This window comes from Streptomyces sp. NPDC093586 (assembly GCF_044764905.1).
Classification (GTDB): domain Bacteria; phylum Actinomycetota; class Actinomycetes; order Streptomycetales; family Streptomycetaceae; genus Streptomyces.
The window spans coordinates 24,281-39,048 of sequence record NZ_JBIWJA010000014.1; the positions used below are offsets into that span (position 1 = coordinate 24,281).

General features: G+C 72.1%; 16 protein-coding genes. 8 read left to right on the top strand and 8 right to left on the bottom strand.

Annotation, left to right across the window (positions count from 1 at the left end; genetic code table 11):
* Positions 1-4: 4 nt before the first annotated feature.
* The 4 genes from ACIRFH_RS16765 to ACIRFH_RS16780 form a co-directional block, all read right to left on the bottom strand.
* Positions 5-820, bottom strand: a complete 816-nt coding sequence (locus ACIRFH_RS16765) for an ABC transporter permease (protein ID WP_403521152.1) — start codon at positions 818-820, stop codon at positions 5-7.
* Positions 821-830: 10 nt separating this feature from the next.
* Positions 831-1,730 (bottom strand): ABC transporter permease, encoded by a 900-nt coding sequence (locus ACIRFH_RS16770; protein WP_403521154.1) that lies wholly within the window; start codon positions 1,728-1,730, stop codon positions 831-833.
* Positions 1,731-1,744: 14 nt separating this feature from the next.
* On the bottom strand, positions 1,745-2,941 hold the full coding sequence (locus ACIRFH_RS16775; protein ID WP_403521156.1) for an ABC transporter substrate-binding protein: 1,197 nt from the start codon (positions 2,939-2,941) through the stop codon (positions 1,745-1,747).
* 77 nt (positions 2,942-3,018) lie between these two features.
* Positions 3,019-4,056: an ABC transporter ATP-binding protein gene (locus ACIRFH_RS16780; RefSeq protein ID WP_403521158.1), complete on the bottom strand. Its 1,038-nt coding sequence runs from the start codon at positions 4,054-4,056 to the stop codon at positions 3,019-3,021.
* 114 nt (positions 4,057-4,170) lie between these two features.
* Between ACIRFH_RS16780 and ACIRFH_RS16785 the strand changes: the two genes are divergently transcribed.
* From ACIRFH_RS16785 to ACIRFH_RS16795, 3 genes are all read left to right on the top strand, one after another.
* Positions 4,171-4,926, top strand: a complete 756-nt coding sequence (locus tag ACIRFH_RS16785) for a FadR/GntR family transcriptional regulator (RefSeq protein ID WP_403521160.1) — start codon at positions 4,171-4,173, stop codon at positions 4,924-4,926.
* Positions 4,927-4,959: 33 nt separating this feature from the next.
* Positions 4,960-5,751: a hypothetical protein gene (locus ACIRFH_RS16790; protein ID WP_403521162.1), complete on the top strand. Its 792-nt coding sequence runs from the start codon at positions 4,960-4,962 to the stop codon at positions 5,749-5,751.
* A gap of 200 nt (positions 5,752-5,951) precedes the next feature.
* Positions 5,952-6,455, top strand: coding sequence for a MarR family transcriptional regulator (locus ACIRFH_RS16795; protein WP_403521164.1), 504 nt, complete (start codon positions 5,952-5,954; stop codon positions 6,453-6,455).
* A 94-nt stretch (positions 6,456-6,549) separates the two neighbouring features.
* Here ACIRFH_RS16795 and ACIRFH_RS16800 read toward each other — a convergent pair whose 3' ends face one another.
* From ACIRFH_RS16800 to ACIRFH_RS16815, 4 genes are all read right to left on the bottom strand, one after another.
* Positions 6,550-6,993, bottom strand: coding sequence for an ATP-binding protein (locus ACIRFH_RS16800; RefSeq protein ID WP_403521417.1), 444 nt, complete (start codon positions 6,991-6,993; stop codon positions 6,550-6,552).
* Positions 6,993-7,412 (bottom strand): STAS domain-containing protein, encoded by a 420-nt coding sequence (locus ACIRFH_RS16805; RefSeq protein ID WP_403521166.1) that lies wholly within the window; start codon positions 7,410-7,412, stop codon positions 6,993-6,995. The genes ACIRFH_RS16800 and ACIRFH_RS16805 overlap by 1 nt, the downstream gene beginning before the upstream one ends.
* Positions 7,409-8,305, bottom strand: coding sequence for an STAS domain-containing protein (locus ACIRFH_RS16810; RefSeq protein WP_403521419.1), 897 nt, complete (start codon positions 8,303-8,305; stop codon positions 7,409-7,411). Before ACIRFH_RS16810 ends, ACIRFH_RS16805 begins: the two co-directional genes overlap by 4 nt.
* Before the next feature lie 128 nt (positions 8,306-8,433).
* The gene (locus ACIRFH_RS16815; RefSeq protein ID WP_403521168.1) at positions 8,434-9,606 is read right to left on the bottom strand and encodes a PP2C family protein-serine/threonine phosphatase; all 1,173 of its coding nucleotides are present in this window, start codon (positions 9,604-9,606) and stop codon (positions 8,434-8,436) included.
* Between the two features lie 188 nt (positions 9,607-9,794).
* Between ACIRFH_RS16815 and ACIRFH_RS16820 the strand changes: the two genes are divergently transcribed.
* The 5 genes from ACIRFH_RS16820 to ACIRFH_RS16840 all read left to right on the top strand — a co-directional run bounded on the left by ACIRFH_RS16820 (position 9,795) and on the right by ACIRFH_RS16840 (position 14,711).
* Positions 9,795-10,232 carry a MarR family transcriptional regulator gene (locus ACIRFH_RS16820; RefSeq protein ID WP_403521421.1) on the top strand — a complete coding sequence of 146 codons (438 nt, stop codon included), beginning with the start codon at positions 9,795-9,797 and terminating at the stop codon, positions 10,230-10,232.
* A 344-nt stretch (positions 10,233-10,576) separates the two neighbouring features.
* The gene (locus ACIRFH_RS16825; protein ID WP_403521170.1) at positions 10,577-11,443 is read left to right on the top strand and encodes a hypothetical protein; all 867 of its coding nucleotides are present in this window, start codon (positions 10,577-10,579) and stop codon (positions 11,441-11,443) included.
* 178 nt (positions 11,444-11,621) lie between these two features.
* A complete protein-coding gene (locus ACIRFH_RS16830; protein ID WP_403521172.1) occupies positions 11,622-12,839 on the top strand; it encodes a phosphatidylserine/phosphatidylglycerophosphate/cardiolipin synthase family protein in 1,218 nt (405 codons plus the stop codon).
* Positions 12,840-12,890: 51 nt separating this feature from the next.
* Positions 12,891-13,547, top strand: coding sequence for a maleylpyruvate isomerase N-terminal domain-containing protein (locus ACIRFH_RS16835; RefSeq protein WP_403521174.1), 657 nt, complete (start codon positions 12,891-12,893; stop codon positions 13,545-13,547).
* A 90-nt stretch (positions 13,548-13,637) separates the two neighbouring features.
* Entirely contained in the window at positions 13,638-14,711 is a 1,074-nt protein-coding gene (locus ACIRFH_RS16840) for a MerR family transcriptional regulator (protein ID WP_403521176.1), read from the top strand.
* Positions 14,712-14,768: the final 57 nt, after the last annotated feature.

The window sequence follows — 14,768 nt, forward strand, 5'->3', positions numbered from 1 at the left end:
CGCTTCAGACCCGGCTGCCGGTCGCGGTGTCCGCCGACAGCCTCTGGGCGAGGTAGATCGGGATCACCGAGAGCAGCACCAGCACGGCGGCCACGACGTTGACGACGGGGGCCTGCTGGGGGCGCGTCATGTTGTTGAAGATCCAGATCGGCAGGGTCTCCACGCCGGGTCCCGCGGTGAAGGTCGTGACCACGATCTCGTCGAAGGACAGGGCGAAGGCGAGCAGTCCGCCCGCCAGGAGCGCCGCCCTGACCTGTGGGAAGGTCACGTCGACGAAGGCGCGGAAGCTGTGCGCGCCGAGGTCGGTCGCGGCTTCCTCGAAGGAGGTGGACGTGCGGCGCAGCCGGGCGACGACGTTGTTGAACACCACCACGATGCAGAAGGTGGCGTGGCCCACCACGACCGTGAAGAGGCCGAGCCCGACACCGAGCGGCTCCAGGACCGTGCCGAAGGCGGAGTTGAGGGCGATGCCGGTGACGATGCCGGGCAGCGCGATCGGCAGGACGACCACGAAGGACAGGGTGCCGCGGCCGAAGAAGCGGTGCCGGGCGACGGCGAAGGCGATGAGGGTGCCGAGGACCAGCGCGACGGCGGTGGCGCCGAGGCCGGCCTTCACCGACACCCACAGCGCCGACAGGGCGCCGTCGTTTCGGGCGGCCTCGGACCACCAGTGCAGCGTCAGACCGGGCGGCGGCCAGCTCGCGCTGCGGTCGGGGTTGAGGGAGTTGACCAGGACCAGCAGCAGCGGGAAGTAGATCACCGCGAAACCGAGTCCGGCGCCGAGCCGCAGCGCGATGCGCGCGGTACGGGACAGGTGCACAGCGCTCTCCTTAAAGGCTTTTCAGGGCGCCGGTGCGTCGCATCGCCAGCAGGTAGAGCACGATGACGACGACGGGCACGGTGCCGAGGGCGGCGGCCATGGGCAGGTTGAGTTCGATGTTGGAGTAGACGAGGTTGCCGATCATCTGGGTCTTGCCGCCGACGATCTGCACGGTGATGTAGTCGCCGAGACTGAGGGAGAACGTGAAGACCGATCCCGCGGCGACGGACGGCAGGACCAGGGGCAGCACCACGGAGCGGAAGGTCCGTCCGGCGCGGGCGCCGAGGTCGGCGGAGGCGTCCAGGAGCCCGGCCGGAAGCTGCTCCAGGGCGGTGTGGATCGGCAGGACCATGTAGGGCAGCCACAGGTAGGTCAGCGTGATGATCACGGCCGGGAGTCCGTAGCCGGGGCCGGACAGGCCGAACGGCTTCAGCATCCAGTCCGCGACCCCGCCCTCGGAGAGGATCAGCCGCCAGGCGTAGACCTTGACGAGGTAGCTGGCCCACAGCGGGGTGAGGATGGCGACCACCAGCAGGGGGCGCAGGCCGGGCCGGGCGACGCGCGCGGTGTAGAAGGCCAGCGGGAAGGCGAGGACGGCGCACAGGGCGGTCACCGCGAGGGCCACGCCCAGGCTGCGCCAGATCACCTGGCGGAAGACGGGCTGGGTGAACAGCTCGCGGAAGTTGTCGGTCGACCAGACCTTGACGACCTCGGAGGTGAAGGAGTCGGTCGTCCAGAACGCCGAGAGGAACAGGACGGCGAGCGAGCCGAGGTAGAGGACGGCGAGCCAGAGCAGCGGGGCGGTCAGCAGCAGGGAGAGCCTCAGCCGGGGCCTGCGGTGCAGGGCTCCGGCGAGCCGCCGGACGGTGCCCCGGGCGGGGCGTCCGGCGGCCGGCACGGTGGTCGTCATGTCGGTGCGGCTCCTCAGCCCTTGATCTCGGTCCAGGCCTGCACCCACTTGGCGTAGGGCACGCACCTGACGTCGGTACGGCCGTCCAGGCACTGCTCGATGGGCGTGTTCCAGAAGGCGGTGTCCTTCCAGTAGGCCTCGTCGGCGGCGTGGTACGTGGCGCAGAAGTTCTTGTCACCGGTCATCCCGCACGCCTTGGAGTTGGCGGGCGCCTCGCCGAAGTACTCGGCGACCTGGGCGTTCACCTTGGGCGAGACGATCCAGTCGAGCCACTTGTAGGCGCAGTTGGGGTGCTTGGCCCTGGCGGAGACCATCCAGGTGTCGGACCAGCCGGTGGTCCCCTCCTCGGGGACGACCGTCTTGACCTCGGCGCCCTCGTCGGCCGCGAGGTTGGCGATGACCTGCCAGGTGGTACCGACCACGGAGTCGCCGCTCTTGAAGGCGGAGACTTCCTTGAGGTAGTCGCCCCAGTACTCGCCGATATGGGCGTTCTGCTTCTTCAGCAGGTCCACGGCCGCGTCGAACTGCTTCTGGTCGAGCGCGTACGGGTTCTGGATCTTCAGTTCGGGCCGGGTGCTCTTGAGGTACAGGGCGGCGTCGGCGATGTAGATCGGGGAGTCGTAGGCGGTCACCCTGCCCTTGTGGGCCGAGGCGCCGTCGAAGACGACGGACCAGGAGGTCGGGGCCGGCTTGACGACGTCGGTGTTGTACATGAGCAGGTTGGCGCCGCGGCCGTGCGGGATGCCGTACATCTTCCCGCCGACGGAGTTCCAGGGCTTGTTCTTCAGGCCGCTGAAGATGTCGGCGTAGTTCGGGACGAGCCCGGTGTTGACGGGGGCCGCGTCGCCGGAGGCGATCAGGCGCAGCGAGGCGTCGCCGGAGGCGGAGACCGCGTCGTACTGCCCGGTCTTCATCAGCTTGACCATCTCGTCGGAGGTGGCGGCGGTCTTGGCGTTGACCTGGCAGCCGGTCCGCTTCTCGAACTCGCTGACCCAGTCGGTCTTCGGGTCGTTGGAGCCGTCCTCGACGTAGCCGGCCCAGGCGACGAGGTTGACCTGGCCCTCGGTCGGGCCGAGCGTCGACTGTGCCTCGAGGTCCGGCGGGTCGAAGCCGGCCGCGGGGCCGGATCCGGAGTCGGAGGAGCCGCAGGCGGTGGCGGCGAGGAGCAGTACGGCGGCGGAGGCCGCCTGCAGTGCCCGGGCGATGCGCACGATGTTCTCCTACTGGGCGTGAGGGTGCTGGGGACGAACGGGGACGGTGAGGCGGAGGGGGCGGCGGGTGCGGTGGGTCAGCGGCCGGCCGGGATGGCGACGCAGTGGTCGCGGTGCCACTGGAGGCGGACCCGGGTGCCGCGGTAGGCGGCGACGTCCGCCGAGGAGGTCCGCAGGTTCTGCTGGACGGCGGTGAGACGGCCGCCGGCGTCGAGGTCGACGAGGAAGCGGGTGGAGTCGCCCAGGTAGACCACCTCGGCGATGGTCCCCGTGGCGCTGGAGTGCTCCGGTTCACCGGCCGGCTCGTGCTCCTTCAGGACCCGGATCTTCTCGGGGCGGATGCTGTGGGTGCCCGCCGCTCCCACGATGCGCCGGGCGGCGTCGTCCGCGATCAGGTTGGAGGTGCCGACGAAGGAGGCCACGAACGCGGTCGCCGGGTGTTCGTAGATGTCGGCGGGGGTGCCGACCTGTTCGATGCGGCCCTCGTTGAAGACGGCGATGCGGTCACTCATCGTCAGGGCCTCCTCCTGGTCGTGGGTGACGAAGACGAAGGTGATGCCGACCTCGCGCTGGATGGCCTTCAGCTCGACCTGCATCTGTTCGCGCAGCTTGAGGTCGAGGGCGCCGAGCGGTTCGTCGAGCAGGAGCACCCTGGGACGGCCGACGAGGGCGCGGGCCAGGGCGACGCGCTGGCGCTGGCCGCCGGAGAGCTGGGCCGGGCGCCGTGCCGCGAGGTGCCCGAGGCGGACGCCGTCGAGGGCTTCCCGGGCCCGCCGCAGTCGTTCCTCCTTGGGCACCTTGCGGACCTTCAGCCCGTAGGCGACGTTCTGCTCCAGCGTCATGTGGGGGAACAGGGCGTAGTCCTGGAAGACGGTGTGCACGTCCCGTTCGAAGGGCGCGCGGCGGGTGACGTCCTGCCCGGCGAGTTCGATCCGGCCGTCGGTGGGGCTCTCGAAGCCCGCGATCATCCGCAGGACGGTCGTCTTGCCCGAGCCTGACGGGCCGAGCATCGAGAAGAACTCCCCCTCCGGGATCTCCAGGTCGACCCCGGACACGGCGACCGTCCCGCCGAAGGACTTCCGCAGGCCCTGCAGCCTGATCGCTATCCCATTCATGGGGCGGGAACCTTTCTGGCGCTCCGTAAGTTGAACGGAAACATATGAAGTCATAGTTCAAAGTTCAAGACGCCGATAGGGTAAAGCTTCAGTCAACAAGGCGAGGTGATGGTCGTGAGGCGCGACGAGCGGGGCGGGACCGGCGGCAAAGGCGGCACCCGGCAGGTCCTGTTCGCCCCCGTGGACAACACCGCCCGCGTCGACGCGGTGGTCCGCAGGCTGAGTGACGCCATAGAGCTCGGACTGCTGGCGGACGGGGAGCAGTTGCCCGGCGAGACCGACCTCGCCACCCAGCTGGGCGTCTCGACGGTGACCCTGCGGGAGGCCCTGGTGGCCCTGCGCCAGCAGGGCATGGTCGTCACCCGGCGGGGCCGCGGTGGCGGCAGCTTCGTGTCCCTGCCGGAGGACCCCGGAGCGGACCGCATCGCCGCCAGGCTCGCCGGCTGGAGCACCGACGAGCTGCGGGACCTCGGCGACCACTGGGCCGCCCTCAGCGGAGCGGCGGCCCTGCTGGCGGCGGAGCGCACCGAACCGGAGGACCTCCGGCAGCTGCGCCGGACCCGACAGGAGCTGGTCACGGCGGCCGACGCCGCGGAGCGCAGCCGGGTCTACGGACGCTTCCACGTCGAACTGGCGGCCGCCTCCCAGTCCGCCCGGCTCACCCGGGAACAGATCACCATCCAGACAGAAGTGGGCATCCTGCTCTGCCTTGTGCTGAGAGACGACGAATATCGTGCAGAAACCGCCGACCGTCACCGCGCCGTGATCTCAGCGGTGCAAGATGGGGCGCGCGAATCGGCCAGGGACCTGGCCGAACAGTGCGTACGCGAGTCCATCGCCCGGCTCATCGGGGAGCGGCTCGCGCTGTAGTCGCCGCTCCCCCCACCGTTGCCGGAGGCACGCATGAGCACGAGCCCCGCCTTCACCGGTACGCCCCGCACCGCCGGATCCTCGTGCGCGACCCTCGCGGAAGAACGCGCCCTGACACGGGTGTGCCGCGAACTCGAGGACGTCTTCCGGGAGGTCGCGGAGGTCGCCGCGGCCACCACCGCTCTCCTGCACGGCGTGTCCCTCGGCGGCCGTGCCCCCGTCAGCGCCGACCTCGCGGCCCTGCGTCCTGAGTTCCACCGGCGCCTGCTGGCCGGGAACCTGATCTCGGGCCTGGGCTTCATCGCGGCCCCGGGCCTGCTGCGTGACGTACCGGCCTGGATGGAGTGGTGGCAGACCGACGTGCGGGGGTCGATCCGCCCCCTGCTCCTCGACCTGGATCCGGCACGGTCGGCGCACTCCGACTACACGCACTGGGAGTGGTTCACCCGGCCGCGCGACACCGGGCAGCGGACCGTGGCCGGGCCCTACGTGGACTACCTGTGCTCCGACGAGTACGGCCTCACCCTCTCGGTGCCCGTGCACCACGAGGGCCGCTTCGCCGGAGTGGCCGCCGCCGACATCTATCTGCGGCACCTGGAAGCCGCGGTCCTGCCCGTCCTGCGGGAGCTGCCCGGGCGGGCGCACCTCGTCAACGCCCGGGGGCGGGTGGTCGGTTCGGCCGACCCCGCGCACCTGGTCGGCGCCCTCACCAAGGGGCCGGACTTCGGGAGCGTTCTGCTGGCGGGCCGGCCCGACACCCAGCGGGGCTTTCGTCTCGTTCCGTGCCGGGGCGTGCCGATCGTGCTGGTGCTGGCAGAGGGCTGACCCGCCGGTCCCCTGTCGTCGGCTCCACCCGGGCCCGTGCGGCGCCCGGTGCTGCGGCCGCGGGCCGAAGGGCGTCGTCGCCGCACCGCGTTCACGCCACGGCGGGCCCGGCCGGGCTTGCCCGGCGGCTCTCCGGGTACCGCGTGGAGGTGAGAGGACGGTAGGCGCACCGGCAGGTGATCACTGGAAATGATGCGTTCGTGACGCGCTTCGACGGCTCCGGGGACGATTCGGCCGACGGATCGGGCGATGACCCCATGGCCCTCGCGCTGGAGATCGCCGATGCCGTGGAGTTCCTGGCGACCCTGTGGACCGTGGCCGCTCAGGGGACGAGCCTGCGTCTGTCCCCGCACCAGTTGCGGGCCCTGCGGGTCCTGGAGGCGGAGCCGGGGCTCAACCTCACCACCCTGGCGGAACGCCTGGAGATGGGGCTGCCGACCGCCAGTCGGCTGTGCGACAGGCTGGAGGCGGCCGGCCTCCTGGAGCGTGCCCCGCATCCGCGCAAGCGGCGTGAGGTGCGGCTGGGTCTCACCGGGCCCGGCCGGCAGGTCCTGGACGAGGTGGCCGCACACCGGTCGCACGCGCTGGCCGCCGCGCTCGCCGCCATGGAACCGGCCGCTCGGGCGGCGCTGCGCCACGGCATGCCGGGATTCCTGACCGCACGCGACGGCGGTGTTCCGGACGGGGACACCGCCCGGCCCTGATGCGGAGCCTGTCAGGCGTGGCGCCGACAGGACTCGTCGTCGCGTTCGCCGCCGCGCCGGGGTCTCAGGGCGCACGCCCGTGCGGGCCGGGGTCTCAGGGCGCGCCCGTGCGGGCCGAGGGGAAGCCGGTGACCCAGTCGGTGATGGTGACGGTGGTGCCCTGCCCGGGTCGGCTGTCGAGAGCGAACTCCTGCACGAGTCGTCTGGCCCCGCTCAGCCCCAGTCCCAGGCCGCCGCCGGAGGTGTAGCCGTCGGTCATGGCCAGCTCGACGTCACGGATGCCGGGGCCCGCGTCGACGAAGGACAGCCGCAGCCCGCGACCGGCGCCCTCCTCCAGCCGTGTCATCTCCAGATGCCCGCCACCGCCGTGGACCAGGGTGTTCCGGGCCAGTTCGCTGGCCGCGGTCACCAGCTTCGTCTGCTGCACCAGGCCGAAGCCCAGGCCCGCGGCGGCCTGGCGCACGTGCTGGCGTACGCGGCCCAGATCCACGTCCGAGCCGATGGGCAGGCGGGTGGTCGAGGCGAGTGGGGCGTGCATCACGCACCCTCTTCCGGGTGAGGGGGCGGGGCCGGCGACGGGGCCCGGCCCAGCGGGGAAAGCGCCCTGTCCACGTCCAGAGCCGTCACCAGGCCGGGCAGGGTGAGGCCCAGCTCGACGAGGGTGACGGCCACGGCGGGGCGCATGCCGGCCAGGACGGTACGGGTGGCCGGCAGACGCGCGCTCGCCGCGATCTCGGCCAGGACGCGGCCGAGGAAGGAGTCGACGATCGCGACGCCGGAGATGTCGATCACGACGCCGCCCACCGGTGCCGGGCCGGACGCGAGGCGACGGGCGATGTCGTGCTGCAGCTGCACGGCCGCCCCGTCGTGCAGTTCGCCCTGGAGGGTGACCAGCAGGACGTCCCCCAGCGCCAGTACCGGCACCGGCACCGGGTGGGTGGCGAAGACGCCGGTCACCGCGGGGTCCCTCCCGCGACCGGGCGCGGAGGGACGACGATGCCCTGCCTGCCGAGCGCGTGAGCCAGGGCGTCGGCCAGGGTGGCTCGCGTGACGACGGACCCGAGATCGATGCCGAGGTGGACGATGGTCTGGGCGATGGCGGGCCGGATCCCGGAGACGATGCACTCCGCGCCCATCAGGCGGGCCGCGGCGACCGTCTTCATCAGGTGCTGGGCGACGAGCGAGTCGACGGTCGGCACACCGGTGATGTCGAGGATGGCGTACCGGGAGCGCTCGGCCACGATCGCTTCCAGCAGGTTCTCCATGACGACCTGGCTGCGGGCGCTGTCGAGCGTGCCGATCAGCGGCACGGCGACGATGCCCTCCCACAGCTTGATGACCGGGGTGGCCACCTCCAGCAGCTGCTCGCGCTGGCGTGCGATCAGTTCCTCACCCGCGCTCACCGTCGTCTGCGCGACCACCAGACGGAGCGTGCCCATCAGGACCGTCAGCGCCAGCACGCACGCGTGCGCCCGCTCGCCGGCCGGCTCCTCGTACTCGGCCCGCAGCAGCGCGACGGCCGGCTCGCGCAGCCCGGCGACCTCGCCGGCGATCCGCGACGGGCCGACGCCGGCCCGGCTGCGGGCGGCGGACATCCGGCCGAGCTGGTCTCTGACGGCACCGAACCCCGGTGCCCCGGTGTCCTCCAGCCGCCCGGTGCGGGCCACGTCGGCGAGGGCGTCCACGACGGCCTTGCCCGCCTCGACCGCCTCGTCCCTCGAAACGGTGAAGACCGAACGGAACAGCGCGACGTCCGCCCATCGTTGGGCAATCTGCTCCCGGCGCCGCCCGAGAAAGCCGGCCAGGTCCTGCGCAACCCCGGGGGCCGTGCCGTGCTCCGCCACCTGCATCGTCTCCCTGCTGTGCCGCATGACCGGCCGGTCGGCGAGCCATGGAGCAATTATTGCCAGATGACAAGCATCTGCGGGGTGGAACGAGGCGAACAACACGCGATCGTGACGACCGGTCGGTCCGGCCGTCAGCCGGCCGACGGTCTTCCGCGCCAGTCCAGGCACACGACCAGGGCGTCGTCCTCCGGCAGGGCCTCGCCGCGGTGGCCGGTCAGCTCCCGCAGGATCGCGCGCGGCACCTCGGCGGCGGGCAGCAACCGGGTCGAGTGGATGGCCCGGGCGAGGGCCGCCTCCCCGTACGCCTCCCCCTTCGGGGACGCCACGGCGTGAACGCCGTCACTGACGAAGACGAGCCGGTCGCCGGGCTCGACGTCGAAGTCCTGCGCCACGTAGTCGGTCTCCTCGAACATGCCGAGCGGCAACTGGGCGTCGAAGGAGACCCGTTCCACGGTGCCGCCCCGCAGCCGCAGCAGCTGCGGGGAGCCCGCGTCCACGACGCTCGCCCGGCCGGTGACCAGATCGAAGTCGAACATGAGGACGGACAGGTAGCAGCGTCCCCGGTAGTGGGCGTAGACGGCCTGGTCGGCCAGGGCGGCCTGGTCGGCGATGGGAATGCCGGCCCGCCGGGCGTTGCGCAGGGCGTTGAGGGCCAGGTTCGTCAGCAGGGACGCCTCTATGCCCTCCCCCATGCCGTTGGTCACGTACAGCATCAGGTGGTCGGCGGTGGCGGACCAGTCGAAGTTGTCGCCGAAGATGGCGTACGCGGGCTCCAGTTGGGCCCCCAGCTCGTACTCGGGGCGGGAGCAGGAACGGCCGGGCAGCAGCTGCCACTGCATCTCGGCGGCCAGGGTCAGCCGGTCCCTGCGGCGCGCCTGCAGATACAGGTCCGTGTCGCGTTCCGCCACCATCACCTCGTGCCCCAGCACGTCGGCGATCTCGGCGAGTTCGGGCTCCCACCGCCGTGCGGCGCCGGCCCCGGGCAGGGTGACGGACAGCACGCCGAGCCGGTCGCCGCGCACGCTGACCGGCAGGTGCAGACGAGCCCGCCCGTCCCGCGCCTCCTCGCAGTACGGCCTCTGCGAACCGAAGGCCCGGCCCGCCGGGCTGTTGTGCACCGACACCGGTTCCATGGTGTGCGGCAGTACGGACACCGGCTGAAGCACGGTCAGGCCGTAGTCGGCCATGAAGAGCTCGACGTCCTCCGCGCCGTACTGGTCGATCAGTACGGCGCGGATGGCGTCGAGCAACTCGTGGGGAGCCGCCGTGCGCAGAGCGCGTTCGGCGACCACAAATCTGTTCATGACGGGAGACACACCAATCTTTCACCGGGCAGGGAACGCGCCCCGCCCGCGGGGCCACGTCGGTCGCCCCGAATCGAACATCCGTGACCCGCGCGGGGGCCTAGTACGCTGGCAGGCGTCCCAGCGCCTGCGAGAGTGTGATCGTGACTGCCTTCCGCCGCCGCCCGGAGCCCGACGAGGTCGCGCGGGTGACCACCACGGCCGTTGAGCTGCTGGAGGTCGTGTGGGGCCGGGCTTCCACGGCACCCACTTCCGCGTCCCAGCTGCGCGTGCTGCATATCCTCGAGCACCACGACGGCATCAACCTGCGCACCCTCGCCGAGTCCCTCGCCTCCACGCCGCCGTCCACCAGCCGGCTGTGCGACCGGCTGCACGCGGCCGGATTCGTCGAGCGGGTGGTGAGTCCGCAGGACAGGCGCGAGGTGCGGCTGCACCTCAGCGGCCGGGGCCGCGCGTTCCTCGCCGACCTGCGCGCCCGCAGGGAGAAGGAGTTGCGGAAGGTACTGGCGGGCATGCCCGCCGCCAAGCGGGTCGCCCTGCTGGAGGGGCTGGAGGCGTTCTGCGCCACCGCGGCGGCGCAGACGCACGGTGACGGCGCCTCGGGCTCGGACAGCCGAACCGCCTGAACCGCCGTTCGCGACGCCGGAGCCGCCGTCACCCTCGGGCGATCGCGGCCGGCCCGCTGAGCGGTCTCCGCCCACCGGAGCATTCCAGGTCCTTCCCCGCAGTCCGACGCGGCTGCTTTCTTGCCTCATGGTCATTGTCGTCAAACGGCAACAGTGCTGCCGGGCACCCCTTTCCGTCAGCCGGTTACCCGCTGAAGGGAATTTCCTGCACCGGTTGTACGGAGATCTCGAGAACAGGCCAACCGTCCGCCCCTCGGGCGTATACGCGATCGCCCCGGGCACTCGCGGTGGCAGCCGACGGCACTTCCGCAACGGTCGGCCATCGTGAGGAGAGAGGAACCTTCATGGGGAGCAGGGGGAGAAAGGCGGTCGCGGTCGCGACGGCCGTCGTCATGGGGAGCGTCGCCCTGACGGGCTGCGGTGACGACAGCGAACCGGGGGCCGGCGGGTCCACCGCCTCGGCGAGCGCGAGCGGCTCCGCCGGAACCCGGGAGCAGGGCACGGCGGCCGTGCGCGGCGCCTACGACAAGACGGCCGAGGCCGAGACGGCCAAGCTGACGATCAGAGTGAAGGCCGACGCGAACGGCGAGTCGGTCACCGCGAACGGCCGGGGCGCCGTCGACCTGGCCGAGGGCGACAGCACCATGACCGTCGCCGCCGAAGGCAAGAGCATCGAGCAGCGCGTGGTCGACCAGGTCCTCTACCAGAAGGTCCCCGACCGGAAGACCGCCGGCGGGAAACCCTGGATCAAGATCGACCTGAAGCGGGTGGCCGGCCGACAGGGCACGAACCCGCAGCAGATCGGTGACCCGGCCCAGTCCGCCGCCTACGCCAGGGCGATCACCGACAAGGACGTCTCCAAGGTCGGCAGCGAGAAGGTCGACGGCGTCGACACCACCCGCTACAAGGTCTCGGTCGACGTCGCGAAGCTCCCCGGCGGCGACCGGCTGCGCGAGCAGCTCGGTCCGACGCTGCCCATGCAGATCTGGCTCGACGACGAGGGCCGCATCCGCCGCCAGCAGATCGACATGGTGCTCAAGGCACCGGCCTCCGCCCGGCCCGAGGGCGGCGCCTCGCCCCGACAGGTCAAGGTCAGCACACTGATGGAGTTCTCCGACTTCGGCACGGAAGTCGACGCCGAGGCCCCGCCGGCCGGCCAGGTGACCGACATGACGGGCCAGGTGACGCAGGGCGGCCAGGTGCGGAACTGACCGCTCGGGGTGCCGGGACCGGCTGCCGCGAACCCTGCGCGGCCGCCCTCACCGCACCGCCTCCTCGCATCCCCGGCCACCGTCCGTGAGGCCGATGGCCAGGGGTGCGAGGGGCGGATTAAGCTTCCGGGGCCCCGGCGGCACAGGGACGGCCGCGGAACAGGCAGGTGGAGGACGGATGCCGGAACAGGTTTCAGCGCCCGGGCGCGCGGCCACGCCGGAGCGGCGGCCCGGCGCCGGTCCGGCCGGTGTCCAGCGGTTGCGGCGCCGTCTGGAGCGGCTCATCGGTGTGGCCGCCACCGAGGGGAACGAACTCACCGCGCTGCGCAACGGCGATGAGATCTTCCCGGCCATGCTGGAGGCGATCCGGTCGGCGAAGCACACGGTCGACATGATGACGTTCGTGTACTGGCGGGGCCGCATCGCCCACGACTTCGCCGCCGCCCTCGCGGAGCGGGCCCGGGCCGGCGTCCGGGTGCGGCTGCTGCTGGACGGTTTCGGCGCCAAGGAGATCGAACGGGAACTGCTCGATACCATGGACGCCGCCGGTGTGCAGGTGGCCTGGTTCCGCAAACCACTGTGGCTGTCGCCGTTCAAGCAGAACCACCGCTGCCACCGCAAGGCGCTGATCGTCGACGAGCACACGGCGTTCACCGGCGGTGTCGGCATCGCGCAGGAGTGGTGCGGCGACGCCCGCACCCCGGACGAGTGGCGCGACACGCACGTCAAGGTGCGGGGCCCGGCCGTGGACGGCATCGCCGCGGCGTTCGCCCAGAACTGGGCCGAGTGCCACGACGACCTCTACGACGACCGGGACCGGTTCACCGAGCACACACAGCCCGGCACCTCCGTGGTCCAGGTGGTGCGCGGCTCGGCCAGCTTCGGCTGGCAGGACATGCAGACCCTGATCCGGGTCATGCTCACCTCCGCCGAGCACCGCTTCCGTCTGGCCACCGCCTACTTCGCCCCCGACACCTACTTCGTCGACCTGCTGTGCGCCACCGCACGGCGCGGGGTGACCGTGGAGATCCTGCTGCCCGGCCCGCACACCGACCAGCGGGCGTGCCAACTGGCCGGCCAGTACCACTACTCACGGCTCCTCGACGCGGGCGTGTCGATCCTCCAGTACCAGCCGACCATGATGCACGCCAAGATCATCACGGTGGACGGCGTGGCCTCGCTGATCGGTTCGACCAACTTCAACCGGCGCTCCATGGACCACGACGAGGAGGTCATGCTCGCCGTGCTCGACGAGGAGTTCACCGCCGGCCTGGACCGGGACTTCGACGCGGACCTGGAGCGCAGCGTCGCGATCGACCGGGTCCGCTGGAAGCGCCGCGCCGCACTGCAGCGGGTGAGGGAGGCCGCGGTCCTGCCCGTCCGGCGGTTCCTGTAGGCGTTCCGGGCGCGACTTGTCCGTGCTCCGGGGCGGCACTACGGTGCCGGAGTGGATCTCTTCTCCCGCTCCTGGACGGCGCTGCTCGCCGCTGTCGCCGGACTCCCGGACGAGGATTTCGCGAAGCCGTCCGGCTGTGCCGGCTGGCTCGTGCGGGACCTCGTGTGCCATCTGGTCATCGACGCGCAGGACGTCCTGATCACCCTCGTCACTCCCGCCGGGGCGGAACCGACCGTCGACGCGGTGTCCTACTGGAAGACCGGGGACCGGCCGCCGACCGGTGAGGACCCCCTCGACGCGCTGACCGTCCGGCTGGCCGCCGCGTACGAGGATCCGCGGCTGCTCGCGTTCCACCTCGACGACGTCGGTTCCGCCGCGGGCCGGGCCGCCGAACTCGCCGACCGCGGCGCCCGGGTGAGCACGCAGGGCGAGGTCCTCACCGCCGGTGACTACCTCACCGCGTACGTCCTGGAGTGGACCCTGCACCACCTCGACCTGATCGCGCACCTCCCGGACGTGGCGGGGCCGCCGACGGAGGCCCTGGCCCACTCCCGCGCGACGCTGGAGAAGACCGCCGGCGCCGCGTTCCCGGCGTCGTTCACCGACACGGACGCGCTGCTCGTCGGCACCGGCCGCCGGGCGCCGACCGGTGCGGAGGAGGCCGCGCTCGGCGGGCTCGCCGCGCGGCTGCCGTTCGTGCTCGGCTGACACCGGCCGGGCCGCGGGACGGAGGCGCGGGAGAGCGGGATTGACCCTCGACCTGGTCAAGGGCCCACAGTCGCGGGTGTGGAGAGCGAGATGCGCAGCATTGGGGAGACGGCCCGCGACAGCGGCCTGGGCGTGAGCGCCCTGCGGTTCTACGACCGCGCCGGTGTGCTGGTCCCCGCCCGGGTGGACCCGGTCAGCGGCTACCGCTGGTACGCGCCGGAGCAGGTGGAGGAGGCCCGGGTGCTGGCCCGACTGCGGCGGGCCGGGATGCCGTTGGCGGACATCCGGCTGGTGCTGGCCGGCTGGTCCGGCGCGGATCCGGATCTCGTGCGGACCCTTCTCCAGGCGCATCTGCGCCGTCTCGAACAGGGGCTGTCCGACGCCCGTGACGAGTTCTCCACGCTCCGCGTCCTGCTCGACCACAGGGAGAACCCCATGACCTCGCTCCGTACCGGCACCGTCCGGCTGTCCGTTCCCGCGCCCGGACTGGCCGCCGCGCTGGACGCGGTCCGTTTCGCGGCCGGCACCGATCCCGAACTGCCCATGCTCGGCGGCGTCCTGTTCGACCTGGCGGAGGGCGCCCTGCGCGTGGTGGCCACCGACCGGTACCGGCTCGCCGTGGCACGTCTCGGTGCCGCCGGGCACGACGGACCCCGCGTGCAGGTCGTCGTGCCCTCCCCGCTCGCCGACGCGATGCGGGCGCTGCTGACCGGTGTGGGGCCCGTCCGGCTCACCGTGGACGGCGACCGTGTGACGCTCGAGAGCGGGGACCGGCAGACGGCCGGGCGGTGCCTCCCGCACGATTTCCCCGACTACCGCCGTCTCGTCCACCTGCCGTCCGGGCGCCGGACCGTCGTCGACGTGCCGGACTTCCGGCGGTCCCTGGAGACCGGTCCCGTCCGACCCGGCGAGACGGACGGCGTCCCGCACGACCTCAGCGTGCTGCGCGTCGCGGACGACGGCACGGTGACCGTCTGCGGGGACGGCGACGACGCCCCGGACCGGGTGGCCGTGAACCGCGCGTTCCTGCTGGACGCGCTCGCCGCCGGTGCCCGGGACCGGCTGGTCCTGGAGTTCGGCGCCCCCACCGCTCCCCTCGCGCTCCGCCGGACCGACGACGAGGACACGTTCTCGCTGCTCATGCCGGTCCGCCTGGAGAACTGACCGCCGCGCGGCGTTGTCAGTGGCCTGTCCTAGAGTTCCCCCCACTTGATCACTGCG